At 65.7% G+C, this 17,463-nt stretch carries 16 protein-coding genes; 3 read left to right on the top strand and 13 right to left on the bottom strand.

Annotation, left to right across the window (positions count from 1 at the left end; all coding sequences use genetic code 11):
- Positions 1 to 48 precede the first annotated feature (48 nt).
- Both AC1DOX_RS07125 and AC1DOX_RS07120 read right to left on the bottom strand, forming a co-directional pair.
- Positions 49 to 1,026 carry a Bug family tripartite tricarboxylate transporter substrate binding protein gene (locus AC1DOX_RS07125; protein ID WP_092133883.1) on the bottom strand — a complete coding sequence of 326 codons (978 nt, stop codon included), beginning with the start codon at positions 1,024 to 1,026 and terminating at the stop codon, positions 49 to 51.
- A gap of 268 nt (positions 1,027 to 1,294) precedes the next feature.
- Positions 1,295 to 2,560 (bottom strand): 4-aminobutyrate--2-oxoglutarate transaminase, encoded by a 1,266-nt coding sequence (locus AC1DOX_RS07120; RefSeq protein WP_441614741.1) that lies wholly within the window; start codon positions 2,558 to 2,560, stop codon positions 1,295 to 1,297.
- A gap of 143 nt (positions 2,561 to 2,703) precedes the next feature.
- Between AC1DOX_RS07120 and pdxR the strand changes: the two genes are divergently transcribed.
- The gene (pdxR, locus tag AC1DOX_RS07115; protein ID WP_441614743.1) at positions 2,704 to 4,239 is read left to right on the top strand and encodes a MocR-like pyridoxine biosynthesis transcription factor PdxR; all 1,536 of its coding nucleotides are present in this window, start codon (positions 2,704 to 2,706) and stop codon (positions 4,237 to 4,239) included.
- Between the two features lie 56 nt (positions 4,240 to 4,295).
- Here pdxR and AC1DOX_RS07110 read toward each other — a convergent pair whose 3' ends face one another.
- The gene (locus tag AC1DOX_RS07110) at positions 4,296 to 5,288 is read right to left on the bottom strand and encodes a tripartite tricarboxylate transporter substrate-binding protein (RefSeq protein WP_441614745.1); all 993 of its coding nucleotides are present in this window, start codon (positions 5,286 to 5,288) and stop codon (positions 4,296 to 4,298) included.
- Positions 5,289 to 5,324: 36 nt separating this feature from the next.
- Positions 5,325 to 6,491, bottom strand: a complete 1,167-nt coding sequence (locus AC1DOX_RS07105) for a mandelate racemase/muconate lactonizing enzyme family protein (protein WP_092133892.1) — start codon at positions 6,489 to 6,491, stop codon at positions 5,325 to 5,327.
- 112 nt (positions 6,492 to 6,603) lie between these two features.
- Between AC1DOX_RS07105 and AC1DOX_RS07100 the strand changes: the two genes are divergently transcribed.
- Positions 6,604 to 7,527, top strand: coding sequence for a LysR substrate-binding domain-containing protein (locus AC1DOX_RS07100; protein WP_441615053.1), 924 nt, complete (start codon positions 6,604 to 6,606; stop codon positions 7,525 to 7,527).
- A gap of 40 nt (positions 7,528 to 7,567) precedes the next feature.
- Here the strand turns inward: AC1DOX_RS07100 and AC1DOX_RS07095 are convergent, their stop codons facing one another.
- The 9 genes from AC1DOX_RS07095 to AC1DOX_RS07055 all read right to left on the bottom strand — a co-directional run bounded on the left by AC1DOX_RS07095 (position 7,568) and on the right by AC1DOX_RS07055 (position 16,263).
- Entirely contained in the window at positions 7,568 to 8,566 is a 999-nt protein-coding gene (locus AC1DOX_RS07095; RefSeq protein ID WP_441614747.1) for a Gfo/Idh/MocA family protein, read from the bottom strand.
- Positions 8,567 to 8,591: 25 nt separating this feature from the next.
- Positions 8,592 to 8,951: a Dabb family protein gene (locus tag AC1DOX_RS07090; protein WP_092133898.1), complete on the bottom strand. Its 360-nt coding sequence runs from the start codon at positions 8,949 to 8,951 to the stop codon at positions 8,592 to 8,594.
- A gap of 53 nt (positions 8,952 to 9,004) precedes the next feature.
- A complete protein-coding gene (locus AC1DOX_RS07085; RefSeq protein ID WP_092133900.1) occupies positions 9,005 to 9,307 on the bottom strand; it encodes a YciI family protein in 303 nt (100 codons plus the stop codon).
- A gap of 12 nt (positions 9,308 to 9,319) precedes the next feature.
- On the bottom strand, positions 9,320 to 10,201 hold the full coding sequence (locus AC1DOX_RS07080; protein ID WP_441614750.1) for an intradiol ring-cleavage dioxygenase: 882 nt from the start codon (positions 10,199 to 10,201) through the stop codon (positions 9,320 to 9,322).
- A gap of 226 nt (positions 10,202 to 10,427) precedes the next feature.
- Positions 10,428 to 11,396, bottom strand: a complete 969-nt coding sequence (locus tag AC1DOX_RS07075; RefSeq protein WP_441614752.1) for a sugar ABC transporter substrate-binding protein — start codon at positions 11,394 to 11,396, stop codon at positions 10,428 to 10,430.
- A gap of 64 nt (positions 11,397 to 11,460) precedes the next feature.
- Positions 11,461 to 12,426, bottom strand: coding sequence for an ABC transporter permease (locus tag AC1DOX_RS07070; protein WP_441614754.1), 966 nt, complete (start codon positions 12,424 to 12,426; stop codon positions 11,461 to 11,463).
- Positions 12,423 to 13,391 (bottom strand): ABC transporter permease, encoded by a 969-nt coding sequence (locus AC1DOX_RS07065; protein ID WP_441614756.1) that lies wholly within the window; start codon positions 13,389 to 13,391, stop codon positions 12,423 to 12,425. The genes AC1DOX_RS07070 and AC1DOX_RS07065 overlap by 4 nt, the downstream gene beginning before the upstream one ends.
- 1 nt (position 13,392) lies before the next feature.
- Positions 13,393 to 14,901, bottom strand: a complete 1,509-nt coding sequence (locus AC1DOX_RS07060) for a sugar ABC transporter ATP-binding protein (protein ID WP_441614758.1) — start codon at positions 14,899 to 14,901, stop codon at positions 13,393 to 13,395.
- Positions 14,902 to 14,910: 9 nt separating this feature from the next.
- Positions 14,911 to 16,263: an amidohydrolase family protein gene (locus AC1DOX_RS07055; protein ID WP_441614760.1), complete on the bottom strand. Its 1,353-nt coding sequence runs from the start codon at positions 16,261 to 16,263 to the stop codon at positions 14,911 to 14,913.
- 235 nt (positions 16,264 to 16,498) lie between these two features.
- Here AC1DOX_RS07055 and AC1DOX_RS07050 point away from each other — a divergent pair, with 235 nt between their 5' ends.
- The gene (locus AC1DOX_RS07050) at positions 16,499 to 17,413 is read left to right on the top strand and encodes a LysR family transcriptional regulator (protein WP_441614762.1); all 915 of its coding nucleotides are present in this window, start codon (positions 16,499 to 16,501) and stop codon (positions 17,411 to 17,413) included.
- Positions 17,414 to 17,463 lie beyond the last annotated feature (50 nt).

Genomic DNA, 17,463 nt, shown 5'->3' with positions numbered 1-17,463 from the left:
AAAGTGAAGTGGCGCCCCGGACGGCGCCACGGGATTGCGATATGCCGCTTATTGCAGGGCCACGCCGGATTGTTTGACGAGCTTCTCGGTGCGCGGAATCTCCGCGTTGATCATGGCGGTGAAATCGCCGACGCTGCCGCCGCGCGGTTCGGCACCGGTAACGGCCAGCTTCTCGCGGAAGTCCGGCGTGGTCAGCAGCTTGTTGATCGACACATTGAGCTTGTTGACCACATCGGCCGGCGTGCCCTTGGGCGCGACGATACCGTACCACGGGGCGATATCGAAACCTGCATAGCCTTGCTCGGCAATGGTCGGGATCTCGGGCGCCTGCGGCGAACGCTTCGCGGTGGACATGCCCAGCGCGCGCAGCTTGCCGGACTTCACAAACGGCAGACCGGTCATGATGGTGTCGAAGTACATCGACACCTGGCCCGACAGCAGCGCGGGAATCGCCTCGCCAGCGCCCTTGTATGGCACGTGTACGATGTCGATGCCTGCCACGGCCTTCAGCATTTCACCGGCGATATGCGACGTGGTGCCGGTGCCGAACGATGCGTAGCTCAGCTTGCCCGGATTGGCCTTGGCATAGGCCACCATCTCAGGCAGCGTCTTGAACGGCAGCGACGGACTGGAAAGCAGGATGTTCGGCGTGATCGCCACCACCGCAACCTTCTCGAACGCGTCCGGATCGTAGCTCAGCTTCTTGTACAGGAACCGGTTGGTCACCATCGAGGCCGGCCCGGACATCAGCAGCGTATAGCCATCGCCTGGGGCCCGCGCGGCGGCTTCACTGCCGATCATGGCGGCCGCGCCGGGGCGGTTTTCCACCACGAAGCTCTGGCCGAACTCCTTGCCCAGACCCGCGCCCAGCTGACGCGTGATCAGGTCGGTGGCGGAGCCCGCCTGGAATGGCACCACGATGCGCACGGGCTGCGTGGGCCAGTCGCGCGGACCTTGCGCCGACGCCAGCGACGACGCGGCTAGCATGGTGATGGAAAGTAGTGCCCGGAAAGAAGAGAAACGCATGTCTGTACCCTCGTTGTTTCGAATGATGGCCAGCCCCGATGACTGTCGGGAATGGCCCTCTTTCGTCCGCAATATGTGTGCCACTGGCATTGCGGCGTCTTCGACGCGAACCCCTTCCGCCCCCTTCGATACCGCGAAGTTTGCGTGGATGACGCACCGGATTGGTTATGGTGTGGCCGGTGCGTGCGGGGCCGGTCGTGTCTCCTGGTGCCGGAGCACCGTCAAGGTGCCCGGCAATCTCCTGGTGGTTGCGTGTGGCGTGGCCCGCCTATTCGGCCAGCGCCTGCGTCAGCACCGCCAACGCGGCGTCGAACTGGGCTTGCGGAACCGTCAGCGGATAGAGGAAGCGGATCACGTTGCCATGGGTGCCGCAGGTCAGCAGCACCAGCCCGGCTTCCAGCGCGCGGCTCTGCACGCGCTTCGCGTGGTCGGCACTGGGTGCCCCGGTGGCGGGATCGCGGAATTCGGCCGCGATCATCGACCCCAGGCCACGGACTTCGGCCAGCGCGGGGCACTGCTTGCGCAGGCCGTCCAGGTGTTGCCGCAGTTGCGCGCCCAGCGCCTCGGCGCGTTCGCACAGCTGCTCTTCGGCGATGGTGTCGATGACGGCGTGCGCGGCCGCCACGGCCAGCGGGTTGCCGGCATACGTGCCGCCCAGGCCGCCCGGCAGCGGTGCGTCCATGATGGCTGCGCGGCCGCACACGGCGGACAGCGGCATGCCGCCGGCCAGGCTCTTGGCCATCGTGATCAGGTCGACTTCCACGTCGTAGTGCGACATCGCGAACAGCTTGCCGGTACGGCCGAATCCGGTCTGCACTTCATCGGCGATCATCACGATGCCGTGCTTGTCGCAGATGGCGCGCAGGCCGCGCATGAAGTCCGCCGGCGCGGGCTGGAAGCCGCCCTCGCCCTGCACCGGCTCGACGATGATCGCGGCCACGCGTTGCGGATCGATATCGGACTTGAACAGGTTGTCCAGCGCGTACAGCGCCTGTTCGGTGGTGACGCCGTGCGACGCGCTCGGGAACGGCGCGTGATAGATGTCCGACGGGAACGGACCGAAGCCCACCTTGTACGGCACCACCTTGCCCGTCAGCGCCATGCCCAGCAACGTGCGGCCGTGGAACGCGCCCGAGAACGCGATCACGCCGGCGCGGCCGGTATGAGCGCGCGCGATCTTGATGGCGTTCTCCACGGCCTCCGCGCCCGTCGTGAACAGCGCGGTCTTGTTCAGCCCCTTGATGGGCACCAGCCCGTTGATGCGCTCCGCCAGCGACACATAGCTCTGGTACGGCACCACCTGGTAGCAGGTGTGGGTAAAGCGTTCGAGCTGCGCCGCGATGGCCTGCATGATGCGCGGGTGGCGATGGCCGGTGTTGAGCACGGCGATGCCGGCGGCGAAGTCGGTATAGGCACGGCCTTCCACATCCCACAGCGTCGCGTTTTCGGCCCGGTCCGCGTAGAAGTCGCACATCACGCCGACACCGCGTGGCGTGGCAAGGGAACGGCGTTGATTCAGTTCGATGTTTTTCATGATCATGGAGCGGTGATGGCAGGTCGGCGCCTGGACGACACGACGTACGGACGACTCGCTGGCGATTGCACAGCGATGTCGTGCATTTCAATCAGATTTGGCCCTACAATCCAGCGCCACTTTCATAAATCCAATGGTGCCAATTGAAGTCGATCTGCGGTGACCTCCTGCTCCAGCGCCTGGGCCCCGAGGGGCTCGGGGCTTTCGGCAAGCCCCTGAACCGGGGGCTCTACGAGTGCATTCGCGGCGCCATCCTCGATGGCAGCCTGCCACGGGCCACGCGGCTGCCGCCGCAGCGCGACCTGGCCGCCGAACTCGGGCTGTCGCGCAATACGGTGATGTACGCGTATGAACAGCTGCTGGCCGAAGGCTACCTGCGCGCCCGCACGGGCAGTGGCACCTTTGTGGCCGACACGGCACCGGAAAGCTATCTGAACGCCACAGCGGCAGCGATCACCGACGCGGGCCCGCGGGCGATGCCCGGCCTTTCGCCCCGGGGCCAGCAACTGCTGGCCAATGCGTCGGCCTCGCCCACGCAATGGGGTGCCTTCATGCCGGGCGTGCCGGATCTGCGGCGGTTTCCGCATCGGCGCTATGCCCAGATCTCCGCACGCCTCTGGCGCCAGCCGCCACCGGAATGGCTCAGCTATGGCCACGGCGGCGGCCTGCCCGCCTTGCGCGAGGCCGTGGCGGCACATCTGCGCGTGGCGCGGTCGGTGCGGTGCGATGCCGAACAGGTGCTGATCACCGAGGGCATCCACCAGGCCATCGACCTGGTGGTCCGCCTGCTGGGGTCGACGGGCGATCAGGCATGGGTGGAAGAACCAAGCTACTGGGGCATTCGCGGCGTGCTGCAAGTCAGCGATATCGGCATGGTGCCGATGCCCGTGGACGATGAAGGGCTGACGCTGCCGGAGGCCGACGCGGGCCGCCTGTCCGGACGAACGGAGCCCGCGCCGCGATTCATCTTCGTCACGCCGTCGCACCAGTATCCGCTGGGTGCGGTGATGAGCCTGAAGCGCCGGCGTGCGCTGCTGGAGTTCGCGCGCCAGCACGGCAGCTGGATTGTCGAGGACGACTACGACAGCGAGTTCCGCTTTTCCGGGCAGCCGATTCCTTCGCTGCAAGGGATGGAAGCCGACGCGCCCGTCATCTACATCGGCACGTTCAGCAAGACGCTGTATCCGGGCTTGCGCATGGGCTACCTCGTGCTGCCGCGCGAACTGGCCGGCGCGTTCCAGACCGCCCATGCCGAGCTCTATCGTGCGGGCCATCTGATGACGCAGGCCACCGTCGCCGAGTTCATGCAGGCCGGCGACTATGCCGCGCATATCCGCCGCATGCGGCCGCTCTACGCCCGGCGGCGGGCCGTGCTGGCCGCGCTGATCGAGCGCTACCTGGGGCCCGGCGCGCTGAATGCGCAAGGCAGCAATGCCGGATTGCATCTGGTGCTGCGCCTGCCCGACGAGGCCGACGACGTGGCAATCACCGCGGCGGCGCGCGCAAAGGGCATCATGGTGCGGCCGCTGTCGCGGTACTACCTGGGCACGCCGGTGCAGAGAGGACTTCTGCTCGGGTACGCATGCGTGCCCGAGGAAGACATCGGCCCCGCGTTCGATGTGTTGCTGGGATGCCTGGGGGAAAGCGGCCACGCTGCCCACGTAGCGCGCATCGGCTGATGCGTGCTCGTATGGCCGCCATCGGGCTTCCCCGACACCGGCCCGGGAAGAAACCGTTACTCCGGCTGAATGCCCGCGTCCTGGATGATCTTCGACCAGCGACTGGTCTCGCCCTCGAAGAACTTCCTGTGCCCAGCCGGCGAGAGTCGATCGTCGCTGACCACCGTCACGCCTAGCGCTTCTTCACGCTGGATAAGGGCCGGATCCTTCAGTGCCGCCCGGAGGGCCGTGTTGATCTTTGCCAGCACCGCCGGTGGGGTCCCGCGCGGCGCGTAGAGACCGTGCCAGACGGTGAAGTTGAATCCCGTCAGCCCCGCTTCGTTGAGGGTTGGAATGCTTGCCAGCGCCGGCACCGGCGAGCGCTGGGCACTCGTTACGCCGTAGGCTTTCACCTTCTTGGCCTCGATCTGGGGGGTGCTGTTCGTGGCTTGCTCGCACATCAGGTCGACCTGGCCACCCATGATGTCGGACATGGCGGGGGCCGTCCCCTTGTACGGCACAAAGGTCATGTTGCTCTTGAACGCGCTTTGCAGCATGAGGCCGCAAAGATGGGAAGCCGATCCCACGCCGGCATTGGCGAGGTTCAGCTTTCCACCGTTCTCCGCAATGAACTTGCGGAGGTCCGGCAGCGCGTTCGGCGGAAGGCTGGGCCGGCCGATCAGGGTCGAAGGCGCCTCATTCACCAGGCCGAGAAACTCCAGGTCGGCAGTCTTGTAGCCGAGTTTCTTGTAGAGCGACGGTGCCGTCGCCAATCCGATGTGGTGTACCAGCAGCGTGTACCCATCCGGCGCGGCCCGGGCAACACGCGCCGTTCCGATCGTCCCGCCAGCGCCAGCCGTGTTCTCCACCACGACGGTCTGCCCGAGGGTCTTGCGCATGGCCTCCGCGACATCACGCGCGATCTTGTCGCTCGGGCCACCGGCCACGAACGGGACAACCAATGTGACCGGCTTCTCCGGGTACTCCGCATTCGCCGAACCCGAAGCACAGAATGCCCCGCCCGCAATACAAAGCGTGACCGCACAGGATGCCGCTTGCTTGTTCAACATGGTTGTCTCCATTGTGGTTTTTGACGTTCGGCAGCCTCAGGCCGACATCTCTTGCATCACGCTGTAGAGATCGGCCTTGCCCTCGAAGCCGATGCCCGGCAGGTCCGGCATGGTCAGGTAGCCCTTTTCGACCTTGACGCCATCGGGGAAGCCACCGAACGGCTGGAAGAGATCGGGGTAACTCTCGTTGCCACCCAGGCCCAGGCCCGCGGCGATGTTCAGGGACATCTGATGGCCGCCGTGCGGAATGCACCGGCTTGCCGACCAGCCGTGCTGCTTCAGCATGTCGAGCGTGCGCAGGTATTCCACCAGGCCGTAGCTCAGCGCGCAGTCGAACTGCAGCCAGTCGCGGTCGGGGCGCATGCCGCCGTAGCGGATCAGGTTACGCGCGTCCTGCATCGAGAACAGGTCCTCGCCGGTCGCCATCGGCTTGTCGTAGTAGTTGCGCAGCGTCGCCTGCAGCTCGAAGTCCAGTGGGTCGCCCGGCTCCTCGTACCAGAACAGGTCGTATTGCGACAGCGCCTTGGCGTACTGGATCGCGGTATCGAGATCGAAGCGACCGTTCGCGTCGACCGCCAGCTTCTGGCCGTCCTGCAGCACGCTGAGGATGGCGTCGATACGGCGCAGATCCTCATCCAGCGACGCCCCGCCGATCTTCTTCTTGACGACGGTGTAGCCACGATCGATGTAGCTGCGCATTTCGTCCTTGAGTTTGCTGTAGTCCTGGCCGGGGTAGTAGTAGCCGCCGGCCGCGTACACGAAAACCTTGCGATCGGGCGTGCCATTCCCGTAGCGATCCGCCAGCAACTGGAAGAGTGGCTTGCCTTCGATCTTCGCCACGGCATCCCAGACCGCCATGTCGATCGTGCCAATCGCCACGGAACGCTCGCCGTGGCCGCCCGGCTTCTCGTTCTTGAACATGGTGTCCCAGATCTTGTGGGGATCGAGGTTATTTCCCGTGGCGTCGAGCAGTGACTCGGGATCGGCTTCCATCAGGCGCGGGATGAAACGTTCGCGCATCAGCTTGCCCTGGCCGTAGCGGCCGTTCGAGTTAAAGCCGTAGCCAACGACGGGCTTGCCATCCCGGATCACGTCGGTGATCACCGCCACAAGGCTCAGCGTCATCTTGCTGAAGTCAATATAGGCATTCCGGATGGGCGAGCTGATCGGAAAGGTCTTTTCGCGAATCTCGACGATTCTCATGGTGTGTCTCCTGATGCACCGGCGCGGCGATGCGTGAGCTGTGGGAATCGGTAGATTAGGCGCAAGACCTTGAACTAGAATGAACCAAAATTCACAAGATAATTCACTTAAAGTGAAAACTGACCTTGCGTCCGAATTGGAGTTCTTCGTGCTGGTGGCCCGGCTCGGCAACCTGTCGGCTGCGGCGCGCGAGCTCGACCTGACGCCGCCCGCGGCCACCAAGCGGCTGGCGCTCATGGAGGCCCGGCTGCGGGTGCGGCTCGTCAATCGCACGACGCGCAGCATCAGCCTGACCAACGAAGGCGAGACCTATCTGGCCTATGCGACGAGGATCCTCGCGGATCTGCGTGAAATGGAGGACGCCGTATCGAGCAGCGGCGCGGCGCCACATGGCCTCCTGCGCGTCAATGCCACGCTGGGTTTCGGCCGCACCGTCATCGCCCCGCTGGTTTCGGATTTTTCCAGGCGCTATCCGAACGTCGAAGTGCAACTGGAGGTCACGGACAAACCGGTGGATCTCGTCGAGAGCGGCTACGACCTCGCGATCCGGTTCGGCACGTTACCCGACAAGCGCCTGAGCGCCAGGCGTGTCATGTCGAACCGTCGCTTCCTCTGCGCATCCCCGGTCTACCTCGACAAATTTGGAACGCCGACGACGCTCGCTGACCTGGCGGATCATCGCTGCATCATTCACCGGCAGAACGATAGCGCCCACGGCGTGTGGCGGTTCGTTCACCAGGGGCAAACGGAAGTGGTGAAAGTTGATGGCGCGCTGTCCAGCAATGACGGCGACATCGTCCTAGGCTGGGCGCTCGATGGCCACGGAATCCTGATCCGGTCGGAATGGGATCTGGCCAAGTATCTGGAAAGCGGACGGCTGAGGGTGGTCTTGCCAGACTTCACGCTGCCGTCCGCCGATCTCTTCGTCTATTACCCCCAACGCCGGAATCAAACGGCGCGCACAAGGGCCTTTATCGACTTTCTGGTCGAGAAGTTCCAGAAGCCTGCGGCGCGGACCGGAAAGAAGGGAGCGTAGCGGCGCTCCACTGCCCTTGCCTGGAGCAACGGCATTGCTCTTAAGGCGCGGCGGCGTCGCCGCCACGCTCGCTGGATTCCACAATCGCCTCCAGCAGCCTGATGTTGTCCACCAGCTCGCCGGCCGTGAACGGGTAGGTCCCGCTGCCTGCCACCGCGTCGGCCCAGGCCTCGAAGTTGGCCAGCACCGCATCGGTCGCCTCATACATGCGTTCCGTGCGAGGTACGCCAGTGCCACTGCAATGCGTCAGGCGAGTGGGCAGACCCTGATCGACATTCCCTTCGGACACGATTTCCACCCAGCCTTTGTCACCGAACACCGCGATGCGCCCATGGAACGGCGTGACCGAGAGGAGGCTGATCGTGGCCTGCACACGCGAAGCGAAGGCGATGGTGGCGGTGGTGAAATCGCGCACGGGCTCGGGGAAGATCAGGGACTCGGTGCGCGCGCGCACGCTGCTGGCCCCGCCGGCCAGCGCGACGAAGACGTCAGTGATGTGAATGCCGACCGCCGTCATCATGCCGGCGGGCGCATGCTTCGCGTCCAGGCGCCAGTTCGACGGATCGAGCTTGCGGAACAGATCGTGACTGACATTGGCCTCCATATGCAGCAGGCGCCCAAGTTCGCCAGCGCGCACCATCCGCATCAATTCGGCGATGGCGGGCTCGAAGCGGCGCTCGTGCCCCACTCCCAGCACCTTGCGCTGGCGCGCACAGGCCTCGACAATCCGCTGCGCGCCGGCCGTGGTCATGGCCAGCGGCTTTTCGCAGAAGACCTCCTTGCCAGCTTCCAGCGCCGACAGCACCTGCTCCTCGTGCAATGCATGCGGGGTGGCGAGGATAACGCCGTCGATATCGGCCCGTCCGAGCACTTCCGCCAGATCGGCGGCGAGTTCCACGCCTGACTCGCGCGTGAACTGCCGGGCTTCCTCCGTCGCCATCGGGTCCACGGCCACGATCACCTTGAATTTCGCACTCTTGCTCAACGTGCGGATGATCTGCTTGCCCCACCATCCCAACCCGGCTACAGCAACTCTCACGATCTCTCTCCTTTGCGTGGATCTGTCAGTCCACTAGCGGCGCGGCGATGAACGCCCCTCCCTGCTCCGCATGCGCCACGGTGCCGTCGTAGTCGACCTGGTGCCTGGCGATGCGCAGGTCGCCCAGCTCGCGCTTGACGCGCAGATGCTCGGGATGGGTCGCGTAGGCCTCCAGGGCGCTGTGCGACTCGAACTCCGAGTACAGGACGACGTCGCAGGCGTAGTCGACGCGACTCGAATCGACGCCGATCTCCAGGTGCCGCAAGCCGGGAATCCGGCCGCGCAGCCCTTCGAAAGCGCCCTTGAGCCGCGCGATGGCATCGCGCTTCGCGCCCTCGCTGTCTCCGCGCAGGTTCCACATCACGATATGTTTGACGATGGGCAAAATGGCCTCCCTGGCTGACGCTGCCTGACGTGGTGTTGGTGAGAGAAACCGGCTTACGCCGCAGGGAATCCGGCGCGTTGCGGCCACATGTTGCTGAACGCATGAACCGAACTGGTGGCATAGACGCCCGCCACCGTGAACGGCTCTTCGGCCTGCCAGCGGCGCGCCGCCTCGATCGACGGGAAGTCGATCACCAGCAGGCTGCCGACCATGGTCTCGCCGTCCTCGGCCAGCAGCGGGCCGGCGAAAGCGATCTGGTTCTCCACCGCGCGCAGGTAGGCCTTGTGGTCGGGGCGCACGCGCAGGCGCAAGTCGCCAACGCCGGGCTTGTCGATCAGATGGAATACGTAAAGCATGGCACTGCCTCCTTACTGGTTTGCCGTTGCCGGTTGGGCGGGATTGAGCACGAAGTCAAAATCGAGCGTGTAGAAGGGGTTGTCTGACCGGGTGCCGTCTGGCGTCGTGCCAGAGTCGTGGCGCACCCAGTCCGCTACCAGCGACGAACGCACCCCGAACACGGTGTCGGAGTCCAGATAGGTGTCGCCGTCACGAAACACATGCGTGACCAGCGTCTCATATCCGGGGGCCGAAATCATGAAGTGCAGGTGCGCGGGGCGCCACGGATGCCGCCCCATGGCTTCGAGCATGCGCCCGACCGGGCCGTCGTGTGGAATCGGATAGCACTCGGCGACGATGGTCTTGAAGTGATAGTGCCCGGACGCGTCGGCGTGCAGCGTGCCGCGTCCCTGAGCGCTCGTGCGCCCGGCCTTCTGCACATCGTAGAAGCCCTCGGCATCGGCTTGCCAGACTTCCAGTTTGGCGCCCGGCACTGCCTCGCCCGTGATGCTCCGGACATTGCCGCTGACATAGCACGGCTCTCCCGCCATGCCGTTGCCGACGTCGGCGCCGAGCGCGTAGTCGGGCGCATCGTCGACGTAGAACGGGCCGAACACCGTGGCCTCCGTGCAGCCCTGGGGCTTGCGATGGTTCTGCGCGGTCACCAGCGTCGACAGGCCCAGCGTATCCGACAGCAGGATGAACTCCTGCCGGCTCGGGTTGCAGGTATGGCCGACGTCGGTCAGGAACTGGATGCCGGCGGCCCACTCCTCCTCGGTCAGCCGGACCTCCCTGGCGAACGCGTGCAGATGCTGGATCAGGCTGGTCATGACCGTCTTCAAGCGGCGATCCGTCATGTCGGCATTGCGTGCCAGCACCGCCTGGGTAATGGTCTCTTCATTGAGATTTCGCATGGTGTTCCTTTCTCTTATTGCTTTCCTCAGTTTTACGAGGCGCCATCAAAATGAAGCGATAGCGGTTCTGGCTAGGGCGAAGCAGGGGTTTCGGATCGCACGCGATCCGCCTGCGTAGCGGCATGCGCCTACTGGCGCATGCGCGCCCTGCAAGGGCGCGGCCGCAGACAGTACAAGTGGTACGGCAAGGCCGCGCAACGACGCCAGAATCATTTTGATAGTGCCTCTACGCCTTCGCGCCGTCTTCCCAGCGCGGACAGGTGCGCTTGTCGACAGGCACGTCGAGCGGCTGATAGTTGGTCTTGTCGATCACGGCGGCCGGCAGCACGATGTCTTGCTTCACCGGCAGCCCGCGCAGCTTGCGGATCGCCGCCATGGTGCCAAGGCAGCCCTGGGCGAAGCCGTTGTAGTCGCCGGTCGCCAGCATGGTGCCGGCCTTGATCGCGTCGATCGCTTCCTTGGTGCCGTTGATGCCGGAGACCAGGGCCTTGCGGTTGGCCCCCTGCAGCGCCTCGATGGCGCCGATGGCCATGGCGTCGTTGGCGGCGAACACGGCATCGATCTGCGGGTAGGACTGCATCAGGTTCTCCATCACCTGCAGGGCCTGCAGGCGCTGGTAGTTCGCGGGTTGCGTGGCCACCAGCTTGACCGCCGGGAAGGCCTTCAGCGCGTCTTGCACGCCGCGCACGCGATCGGTGTTGGTCAGCGATCCCTTGACGCCTTCCAGCAGCACCACATTGCCCTTGCCGCCCATCGACTTGAACAGGTGCGTGGCCGTCTTCAGGCCGAGTTCGTAGTCGCTGGCGCCGACGAAGGACACAAAGGTGCCCACATCGCTGCGATCCGTGACGTTGACCACCGGGATGTTCGCCGCGTTGATCTTCTTCACCCCCGGCGCCATGGCCTTGTAGTCCACCGGCACGAAGACCACCGCATCCGGCTTCTTGACGATGACGTCCTCGATCTGGCTCATCTGCTCGGGAATGCTGTCCGGCTTGGTCGGGATGTAGTGCGTGACCTTGGCGTTCATGCTCTTTGCCGCCGCATCCGCGCCCTGGCGCAGCACCTGGAAATACGGGTTGGTCTGGTTCTTGGTAAAGACGGCGATCTTCTCGCCGTCGGCATGGGCGGCCGGCGTGGCCAGCAGCCCGAGTGCCAGCATGGCGGCGAACGGCTTCAGCTTGTGCGATTGCATAGGGTGTCTCCTTGGTTTTCGAATAGCGCCGGCATGTGGTCTGCCGGCGTTGCTGCAATTTCGCTTACCTGGTACCCAGCCGGCGCCGCGACAGGGTGTCCAGGAAGACAGCAAGCACGACGATGACGCCGGTCACCAGCGGCTGCCAGTTGGCGCTGACGGTGAGCAGGTTCATGCCATTGAGCAACAGCGTCAGGATGATGGCGCCCACCAGCGTGCCGGAAACCCGGCCCACGCCGCCGAACAGCGACGTGCCGCCGATCAGTACCGCGGCAATCGCGGGCAGGGTCAGCGTCTCGCCGATATCGCCCTCGGCCGAGTTCAGGCGCGCCAGGAACACCAGGCTGGCCAGCCCGGCCATGGCGCCGCTCACCACATAGACCATCACCAGCCGGCGCGCCACCGGCACGCCGGACAACCTGGCGGCGACGGGATTGGCGCCGATGGCGTAGATTTCCTGCCCGTAGGTGGTCTTCTGCGAGATCGCCGTGCCGGCCACCAGGAAGGCCAGCATCAGGAAGACCGGAATCGGCACGCCCCACAGATAGCCGCTGCCGACGGCGCGGAACGCCGGCGCGAAGCCGTGGATGGTGTCCCCGGCCATGAACCAGTAGGTCAGGCCGTGCAACACCCAGAGCATCCCATAGGTGGCGATATAGGGCGGGATGCGCAGCGCCGCCACCAGCAGGCCGTTGCCCAGGCCGATCAGCACGCCGCTGCCCAGGCCAACCCCTACCCCAAGCATCGTCGAGCCGGTGGCCTTCATCACGCTCGCCGCCAGGCAGGCGGACATCGCGACATTGGCCCCCACTGACAGGTCGAGACCGCCGGTCAGGATCACCAGCGTCAGTCCGGAGGCCAGCAGGAACAACAAGCTGGCCTGGCGCAGCACGTTGAGCAGGTTGCCGAGCGTCAGGAAGGCGTCCGACGCCACCGCCAGCGCCACGCAGAGAAGCCCGAGCGCGAATACGCGGTAAGCGAAGGAGCGGGCGTCAGCCGACAGCGGCGCCCGGGCGATGACGGTATTCATGCTTTCCCCTTGAAGGACTCGATCAGCAGCACGACCAGCACCAGCAGGCCGATGGCCGCCACCTGGATCGACGATTGCACGCCGACCAGGTTCAGGCCGTTGCGCAGCACGCCCACCGCCAGCACGCCCAGCACCGTGCCCGGCAGCCAGCCATTGCCGCGATCAAAGGTGGTGCCACCCACGGCCACCGCGGCGATGGCATCGAACTCCAGCCCGATGGCCGCCGTGGGATGACCGGCGTTCATGCGCGCGGTCATCAGCAGCGCGGCCACGCCCGCCATCACGCCGCCCAGTGCGTACACCGCGATCAGCCAGCGGTTGACGCGCACGCCGGCAAACTTGAGCGCTTCGCGATTGCCGCCGAGGGCGAACACATTGATGCCAAAGCGGGTGCGGTAGAGCAGCCAGTGGAACAGGCCGTAGAACGCGCCGGCGATCCAGATCGGCACCGGAATACCGAGCCACTCACCCGCGTAGAGCAGCGGAATGGTGTCGCCGATGCCCACCACGCTCTGGCCGTCCGTGACCGCCAGCGACAGCCCCTGCGCCACGCCCATCGTGCCGAGGGTGGCGACGAAGGGCGGAATGCCCAGGCCCGCCACCAGCGCGCCATTGAGCAAGCCGAACAGCAGCCCGACGCCAAGCGCCGCGAGCACCGCCAGCCACAGCGAGCCGGTTGCCACCATCACCATGGCCAGCGCCACGCCGCACAGCGTGAGGACGGCGCCCATCGACAGGTCCAACCCTTCCGTCATGATGATCAGCGTCATGGGCAAGGCGATCAGCAGCAGGATGGTGGACTGCGTGCCGACGTTGAGCAGGTTGGCCGTGCTCAGGAAGCCATCGCCGCCAATGGCAAACGCGAGCGTCAGCAACAGCAGGACCCAGACCGATCCGGGCAGCTTGCCGAGTGCCGGCGCCATCGGCAGTGCCACGGCGCGCGGGAGGGCGCGGGTATCAGGCATATCAGGCATCGTTCATCCCCAGTTGCAAAATGCTTTCCTCGGTCATGTCTCCATGCGCAAGTTCGCCGGCGATGCGGCCTTCGCGCATGACATAGGTGCGGTCGCAGACGTTGATGATCTCCGGCAACTCGGAGCTGATCAGCAGCACCGCGGCACCCTCCTTCACCAGCCCGTCGATCAGCGCGAAGATCTCGGCCTTGGCGCCCACGTCGATGCCGCGGGTCGGCTCGTCGAAGATGAACAGCCTGGATTCGGCGATCAGCCATTTGCCGATCACGATCTTCTGCTGGTTGCCCCCCGAGAGGAACTGCGCAAGCTGGTCGCCACCGGGGGTAGCAATACGCAGGCGGCCGATCTCGCGCGTGGCCAGCGCTTCGGCCTTGCCGCTGCGATACCAGTGGGCCGGGAAGGCGCGCCGCAGTCCGGCCAGCAGCAGGTTGTCGCGCACAGTGCGGATCAGGGCCAGCCCCTCGGTCTTGCGGCTCTCCGGAATCAGCGCCGCGCCCAGCGCCCGCGCCTTGTCCGGGCCGCCCTTCATCGACTTGCCGAAGATGCGGATCTCGCCGTGACGGATCGGGTCCGCACCGAACACGGCCCGGGCGACCTCGCTGCGGCCCGAGCCCACCAGTCCCGCCAGGCCGACGATCTCGCCGGCGCGCACCTGCAGGCTGATGTCCTCGATGCCGTTGTCGGCGCTGACGCCGCGCATCTCCAGCGCCAGGTCGCCGGTGGGCCCGCCGCGCTCGCGGCTGTAGCTCATGTCGACCTTGCGGCCCACCATGCGGGCCACCAGCTCATCGGGAGTGGCATCGCCCGGCAAGTAGCTGCCGACCTTGCGGCCGTCGCGCATCACGGTGATGCGGTCCCCCAAGGCGAACACCTCGGCCATGCGGTGCGAGATGTAGATCATCGACACGCCTTCGGCCTTGAGCTTGCCGATCACCGAAAACAGCTTCTCGGTCTCGCGGTCGGACAGCGCCGCGGTCGGTTCGTCCAGCACCAGGATGCGCGCATCCTGCGACAGCGCCTTGGCGATCTCGACCATCTGCTGCTGGGCCACGCCCAGGCGGTGCACGGGCGTACGCGTGCTCAGGTCCATGCCGAGGATATCGAGCAGGCGGCGAGCTTCGGCATGCATCCTGGCGTGGTCGACCGAGCCCGGCACGCGTCCGCGCGGCTCGCGCCCCAGGAAGATGTTCTGCGCGATGTCCAGGTACGGCACCAGCGAGAACTCCTGGAAGATCACGGCGATGCCGAGCCGCATGGTATCGGCCGGGCGGGTGACGGTAACGCGCTGCCCGTTGTGATAGAACTCGCCGGCATCGGCCACGTACACGCCGCACAGCACTTTCATCAGCGACGACTTGCCCGCGCCGTTCTCGCCGAGCAGCATGTGCACTTCACCGGGGTAGATCGCGAAGGACACGTCGTCGAGCGCCTTGACGCCCGGAAAGCCCTTGCAGATGCCGCGCATCTCGAACAGCGGTGTCATGTCGGTGATCGCGTTCATGGTCTCTCCTTATGCGTGGGCGGGCGTGTGGGCGTGCTTGTGAAGCAGGCGCTCGCCGGAGGCGCGCAGCGTCTCCAGCCTCGCCGGCAGCCCGTCGACCAGCAGGCGGCCGCCGCGCTTGCGAGCCACGCCGGCCACGAACACGCTGTCGATATTGGCCAGGCTGGCCTGCATCACGACGGCGCTGACCGGATCGTGCAGCGGCATCATGTTGAGCCGGCGCGCGTCGATCAACACCAGATCGGCCTGCTTGCCCGCGGCCAGCGAGCCGATGCGGTCGGCCAGGCCGAGCATGCGCGCGCCGGCCATCGTGATCCATTCGAGCGCGTCACGGCAGCTCACCTCATGCCGGGCGGCAATCTCGCCGTGCTGCGCGCGGTAAGCGGCATGGTCCAGCGCGCGCTGGATGCCCAGCGCGATGCGCGCCGCCACGAACATCTCGCCGGACAGGCCGGGTTCCAGGTCCACGCCGAGCGAGGGTGCCGCGCTCAGTCGACGCAGCCGGCCCGTGATGGGAAAGCCGTGGCCCTGCGTCAGCTCGTTCTCCGGCGTCAGCGAAAAGCTCATGCCCGCATCGACAAAGCGCGCCAGTTGCGCATCGCTCAGGTTGTTGCCGTGCACGATGTTGATGTGCGGGCCGAGCAGGCCGGCGGCTTCGAGCCGCTCCCAGCCATCGGGCGTACGCGCGGCGCCCCCGCCCTGGTGCATGCTGGCCAGCAGGCCGAACTCGCGCGCCAGCGAGAAGTCGTGCAGCGCCACATCCATCGTCGAATAGTGCGGGCCGAGAATCGCCAGACCCAGGCTCACGAGGCTGGAACCCTGCAAGCGCCGGGCGAGACGTTCGACTTCGCTGCGTGGATGCGGGGTTTCCCAGAACGGGGCCACGCCGGGCTTCGGGTCCGGCTTGGGCGAGCCGTGCAGGAAGGCGGCGCGGATACCGGAATGCTCCAGCGCGTCGAGCGCGGCATCGCTATGGGCGGGCGTGGGATTGTTATGGCACCAGTCCACCAGCGTGGTGGTGCCGCAGTCGAGCTGGTTCCACGCGCCGACCTCGGTGGCGATGTGGATGTCTTCGGGCGTGAAGCGCGTAGCCAGGCCCGCATGCATCTGCCGGAAGTATTCCGTCAGCGTCCACCCGGCTGCCACGCCGCGCAGCGCGGTCTGCCAGGTGTGCATGTGGGCATTGATGAAACCGGGCGCCACGATAAAGCCGCGCGCATCGATCTGCTCGGCATCGGGGGCGTCGATATGCGGCGCGATGGCGGCGATACGCTCGCCGTGGATCAGCAGGTCGCCGACGAACTCGCCATGGGCGGGCTCCATCGTGACGAGCGTCGCCCCGCGAATCAGGGTACGCGTCATGCCATTTGTCTCCTTTGGCCCGGTGGCTGGCACTGATTCAGCCGCCTTCGCATTCATCGCCTTTCCAGGCGCTTTCGTAGTTTTTGCGTGCCCGGCATCGCTTGCTGCAAACGATTGCCGCGAGAGCACCGAGGCAGTCTATACTCGCCAAAAGCGGAAAAAAACGACGTACAAGAAAATCTTCTTTCCACTGCGCGGGAGAATCCCGCACACCGAAAGGAGGCGGAGACAAGGCATGGACCGCTGGACCGAAATCGAATTGTTCGTACAAACCGCCGAGCTCGGCAGCATCACCAAGGCCGCCGAAAGCCTGGAGATCTCGAACGCGGCGGCCAGCCGCTACCTGAGCGCGCTGGAACAACGGCTCTCCGCACGGCTGATCGAGCGCAACACGCGCCGGCTGTTCCTGACGCAGGTGGGCGAGGAGTTCTTCAAGCGCTGCAAGGGAGTGCTGGCGGAGATGAAAGAGGCGGAAGCCGACGTCAGCGCCACCGTGCTGGAGCCCAGCGGCATGCTGACCATCACCGCGTCACTGTCGTTCTCGATGAAGCATCTGGCGCCGCTGATGCCCGAGTTCACCGAGCTCTATCCAAAGGTGAGCGTCAATATCCTGACCGCCAACCGCTATTACGACATCATGGACAGCGGTATCGACCTGGCGATCCGCACACGCGAGTTCGAGCCCGATTCCAACCTGACCGTGCGACGGCTGGCGGAGACCCGGCGCGTGCTGGCGGCGTCGCCGCGCTACCTGGATCGCAAGGGCACGCCGCGCAGCGTGGAAGACCTCGTCGATCACGAAATGATGATCTACGCGTACGCCAACCGCCCCAATGAGCTGGCGTTTACGCGCGATGGCGAAAAACGCGTGGTGTCGGTGCGCAGCAAGATGGAGTCAAACGACGGCCAGGTGCTGCGCGCGGCGGCACTCGAAGGCATGGGCATCCTGGTGCAGCCCAAATACATCCTCTATGACGACATCGTCGCGGGCCGCCTGATCCCCGTGCTCGATGACTGGGACTTGCCGAGGCTGACCGTCAATATCGCCTTCCAGAACCGGCATCACTTGCCGGCACGGGTGCGGCTGTTCATCGAGTTCCTGGTCGGCCATTTCCAGCGCATGGACTACGAGCGCAAGTGGACCTCGTAGCCAGCGCGGATCGCTCGGCGAAGACCGGACGACGTCCGGTCCGGGCAATC

The sequence above is a fragment of the Cupriavidus sp. 01L415 genome (genome assembly GCF_056400065.1).
The sequence above is the reverse complement of the archived record's forward strand: the minus strand, read 5'-3'. Positions and strand labels throughout refer to the sequence as shown.

Bases quoted from the DNA above. Each gene is read 5' to 3' on its own strand.
- AC1DOX_RS07125 (WP_092133883.1), bottom strand. From the start codon at position 1,026: ATGCGTTTCTCTTCTTTCCGGGCACTACTTTCCATCACCATGCTAGCC.
- AC1DOX_RS07120 (WP_441614741.1), bottom strand. From the start codon at position 2,560: ATGAAAAACATCGAACTGAATCAACGCCGTTCCCTTGCCACGCCACGC.
- AC1DOX_RS07110 (WP_441614745.1), bottom strand. From the start codon at position 5,288: ATGTTGAACAAGCAAGCGGCATCCTGTGCGGTCACGCTTTGTATTGCG.
- AC1DOX_RS07105 (WP_092133892.1), bottom strand. From the start codon at position 6,491: ATGAGAATCGTCGAGATTCGCGAAAAGACCTTTCCGATCAGCTCGCCC.
- AC1DOX_RS07085 (WP_092133900.1), bottom strand. From the start codon at position 9,307: ATGCTTTACGTATTCCATCTGATCGACAAGCCCGGCGTTGGCGACTTG.
- AC1DOX_RS07080 (WP_441614750.1), bottom strand. From the start codon at position 10,201: ATGCGAAATCTCAATGAAGAGACCATTACCCAGGCGGTGCTGGCACGC.
- AC1DOX_RS07075 (WP_441614752.1), bottom strand. From the start codon at position 11,396: ATGCAATCGCACAAGCTGAAGCCGTTCGCCGCCATGCTGGCACTCGGG.
- AC1DOX_RS07070 (WP_441614754.1), bottom strand. From the start codon at position 12,426: ATGAATACCGTCATCGCCCGGGCGCCGCTGTCGGCTGACGCCCGCTCC.
- AC1DOX_RS07065 (WP_441614756.1), bottom strand. From the start codon at position 13,391: ATGCCTGATACCCGCGCCCTCCCGCGCGCCGTGGCACTGCCGATGGCG.
- AC1DOX_RS07060 (WP_441614758.1), bottom strand. From the start codon at position 14,901: ATGAACGCGATCACCGACATGACACCGCTGTTCGAGATGCGCGGCATC.
- AC1DOX_RS07055 (WP_441614760.1), bottom strand. From the start codon at position 16,263: ATGACGCGTACCCTGATTCGCGGGGCGACGCTCGTCACGATGGAGCCC.
- AC1DOX_RS07050 (WP_441614762.1), top strand. From the start codon at position 16,499: ATGGACCGCTGGACCGAAATCGAATTGTTCGTACAAACCGCCGAGCTC.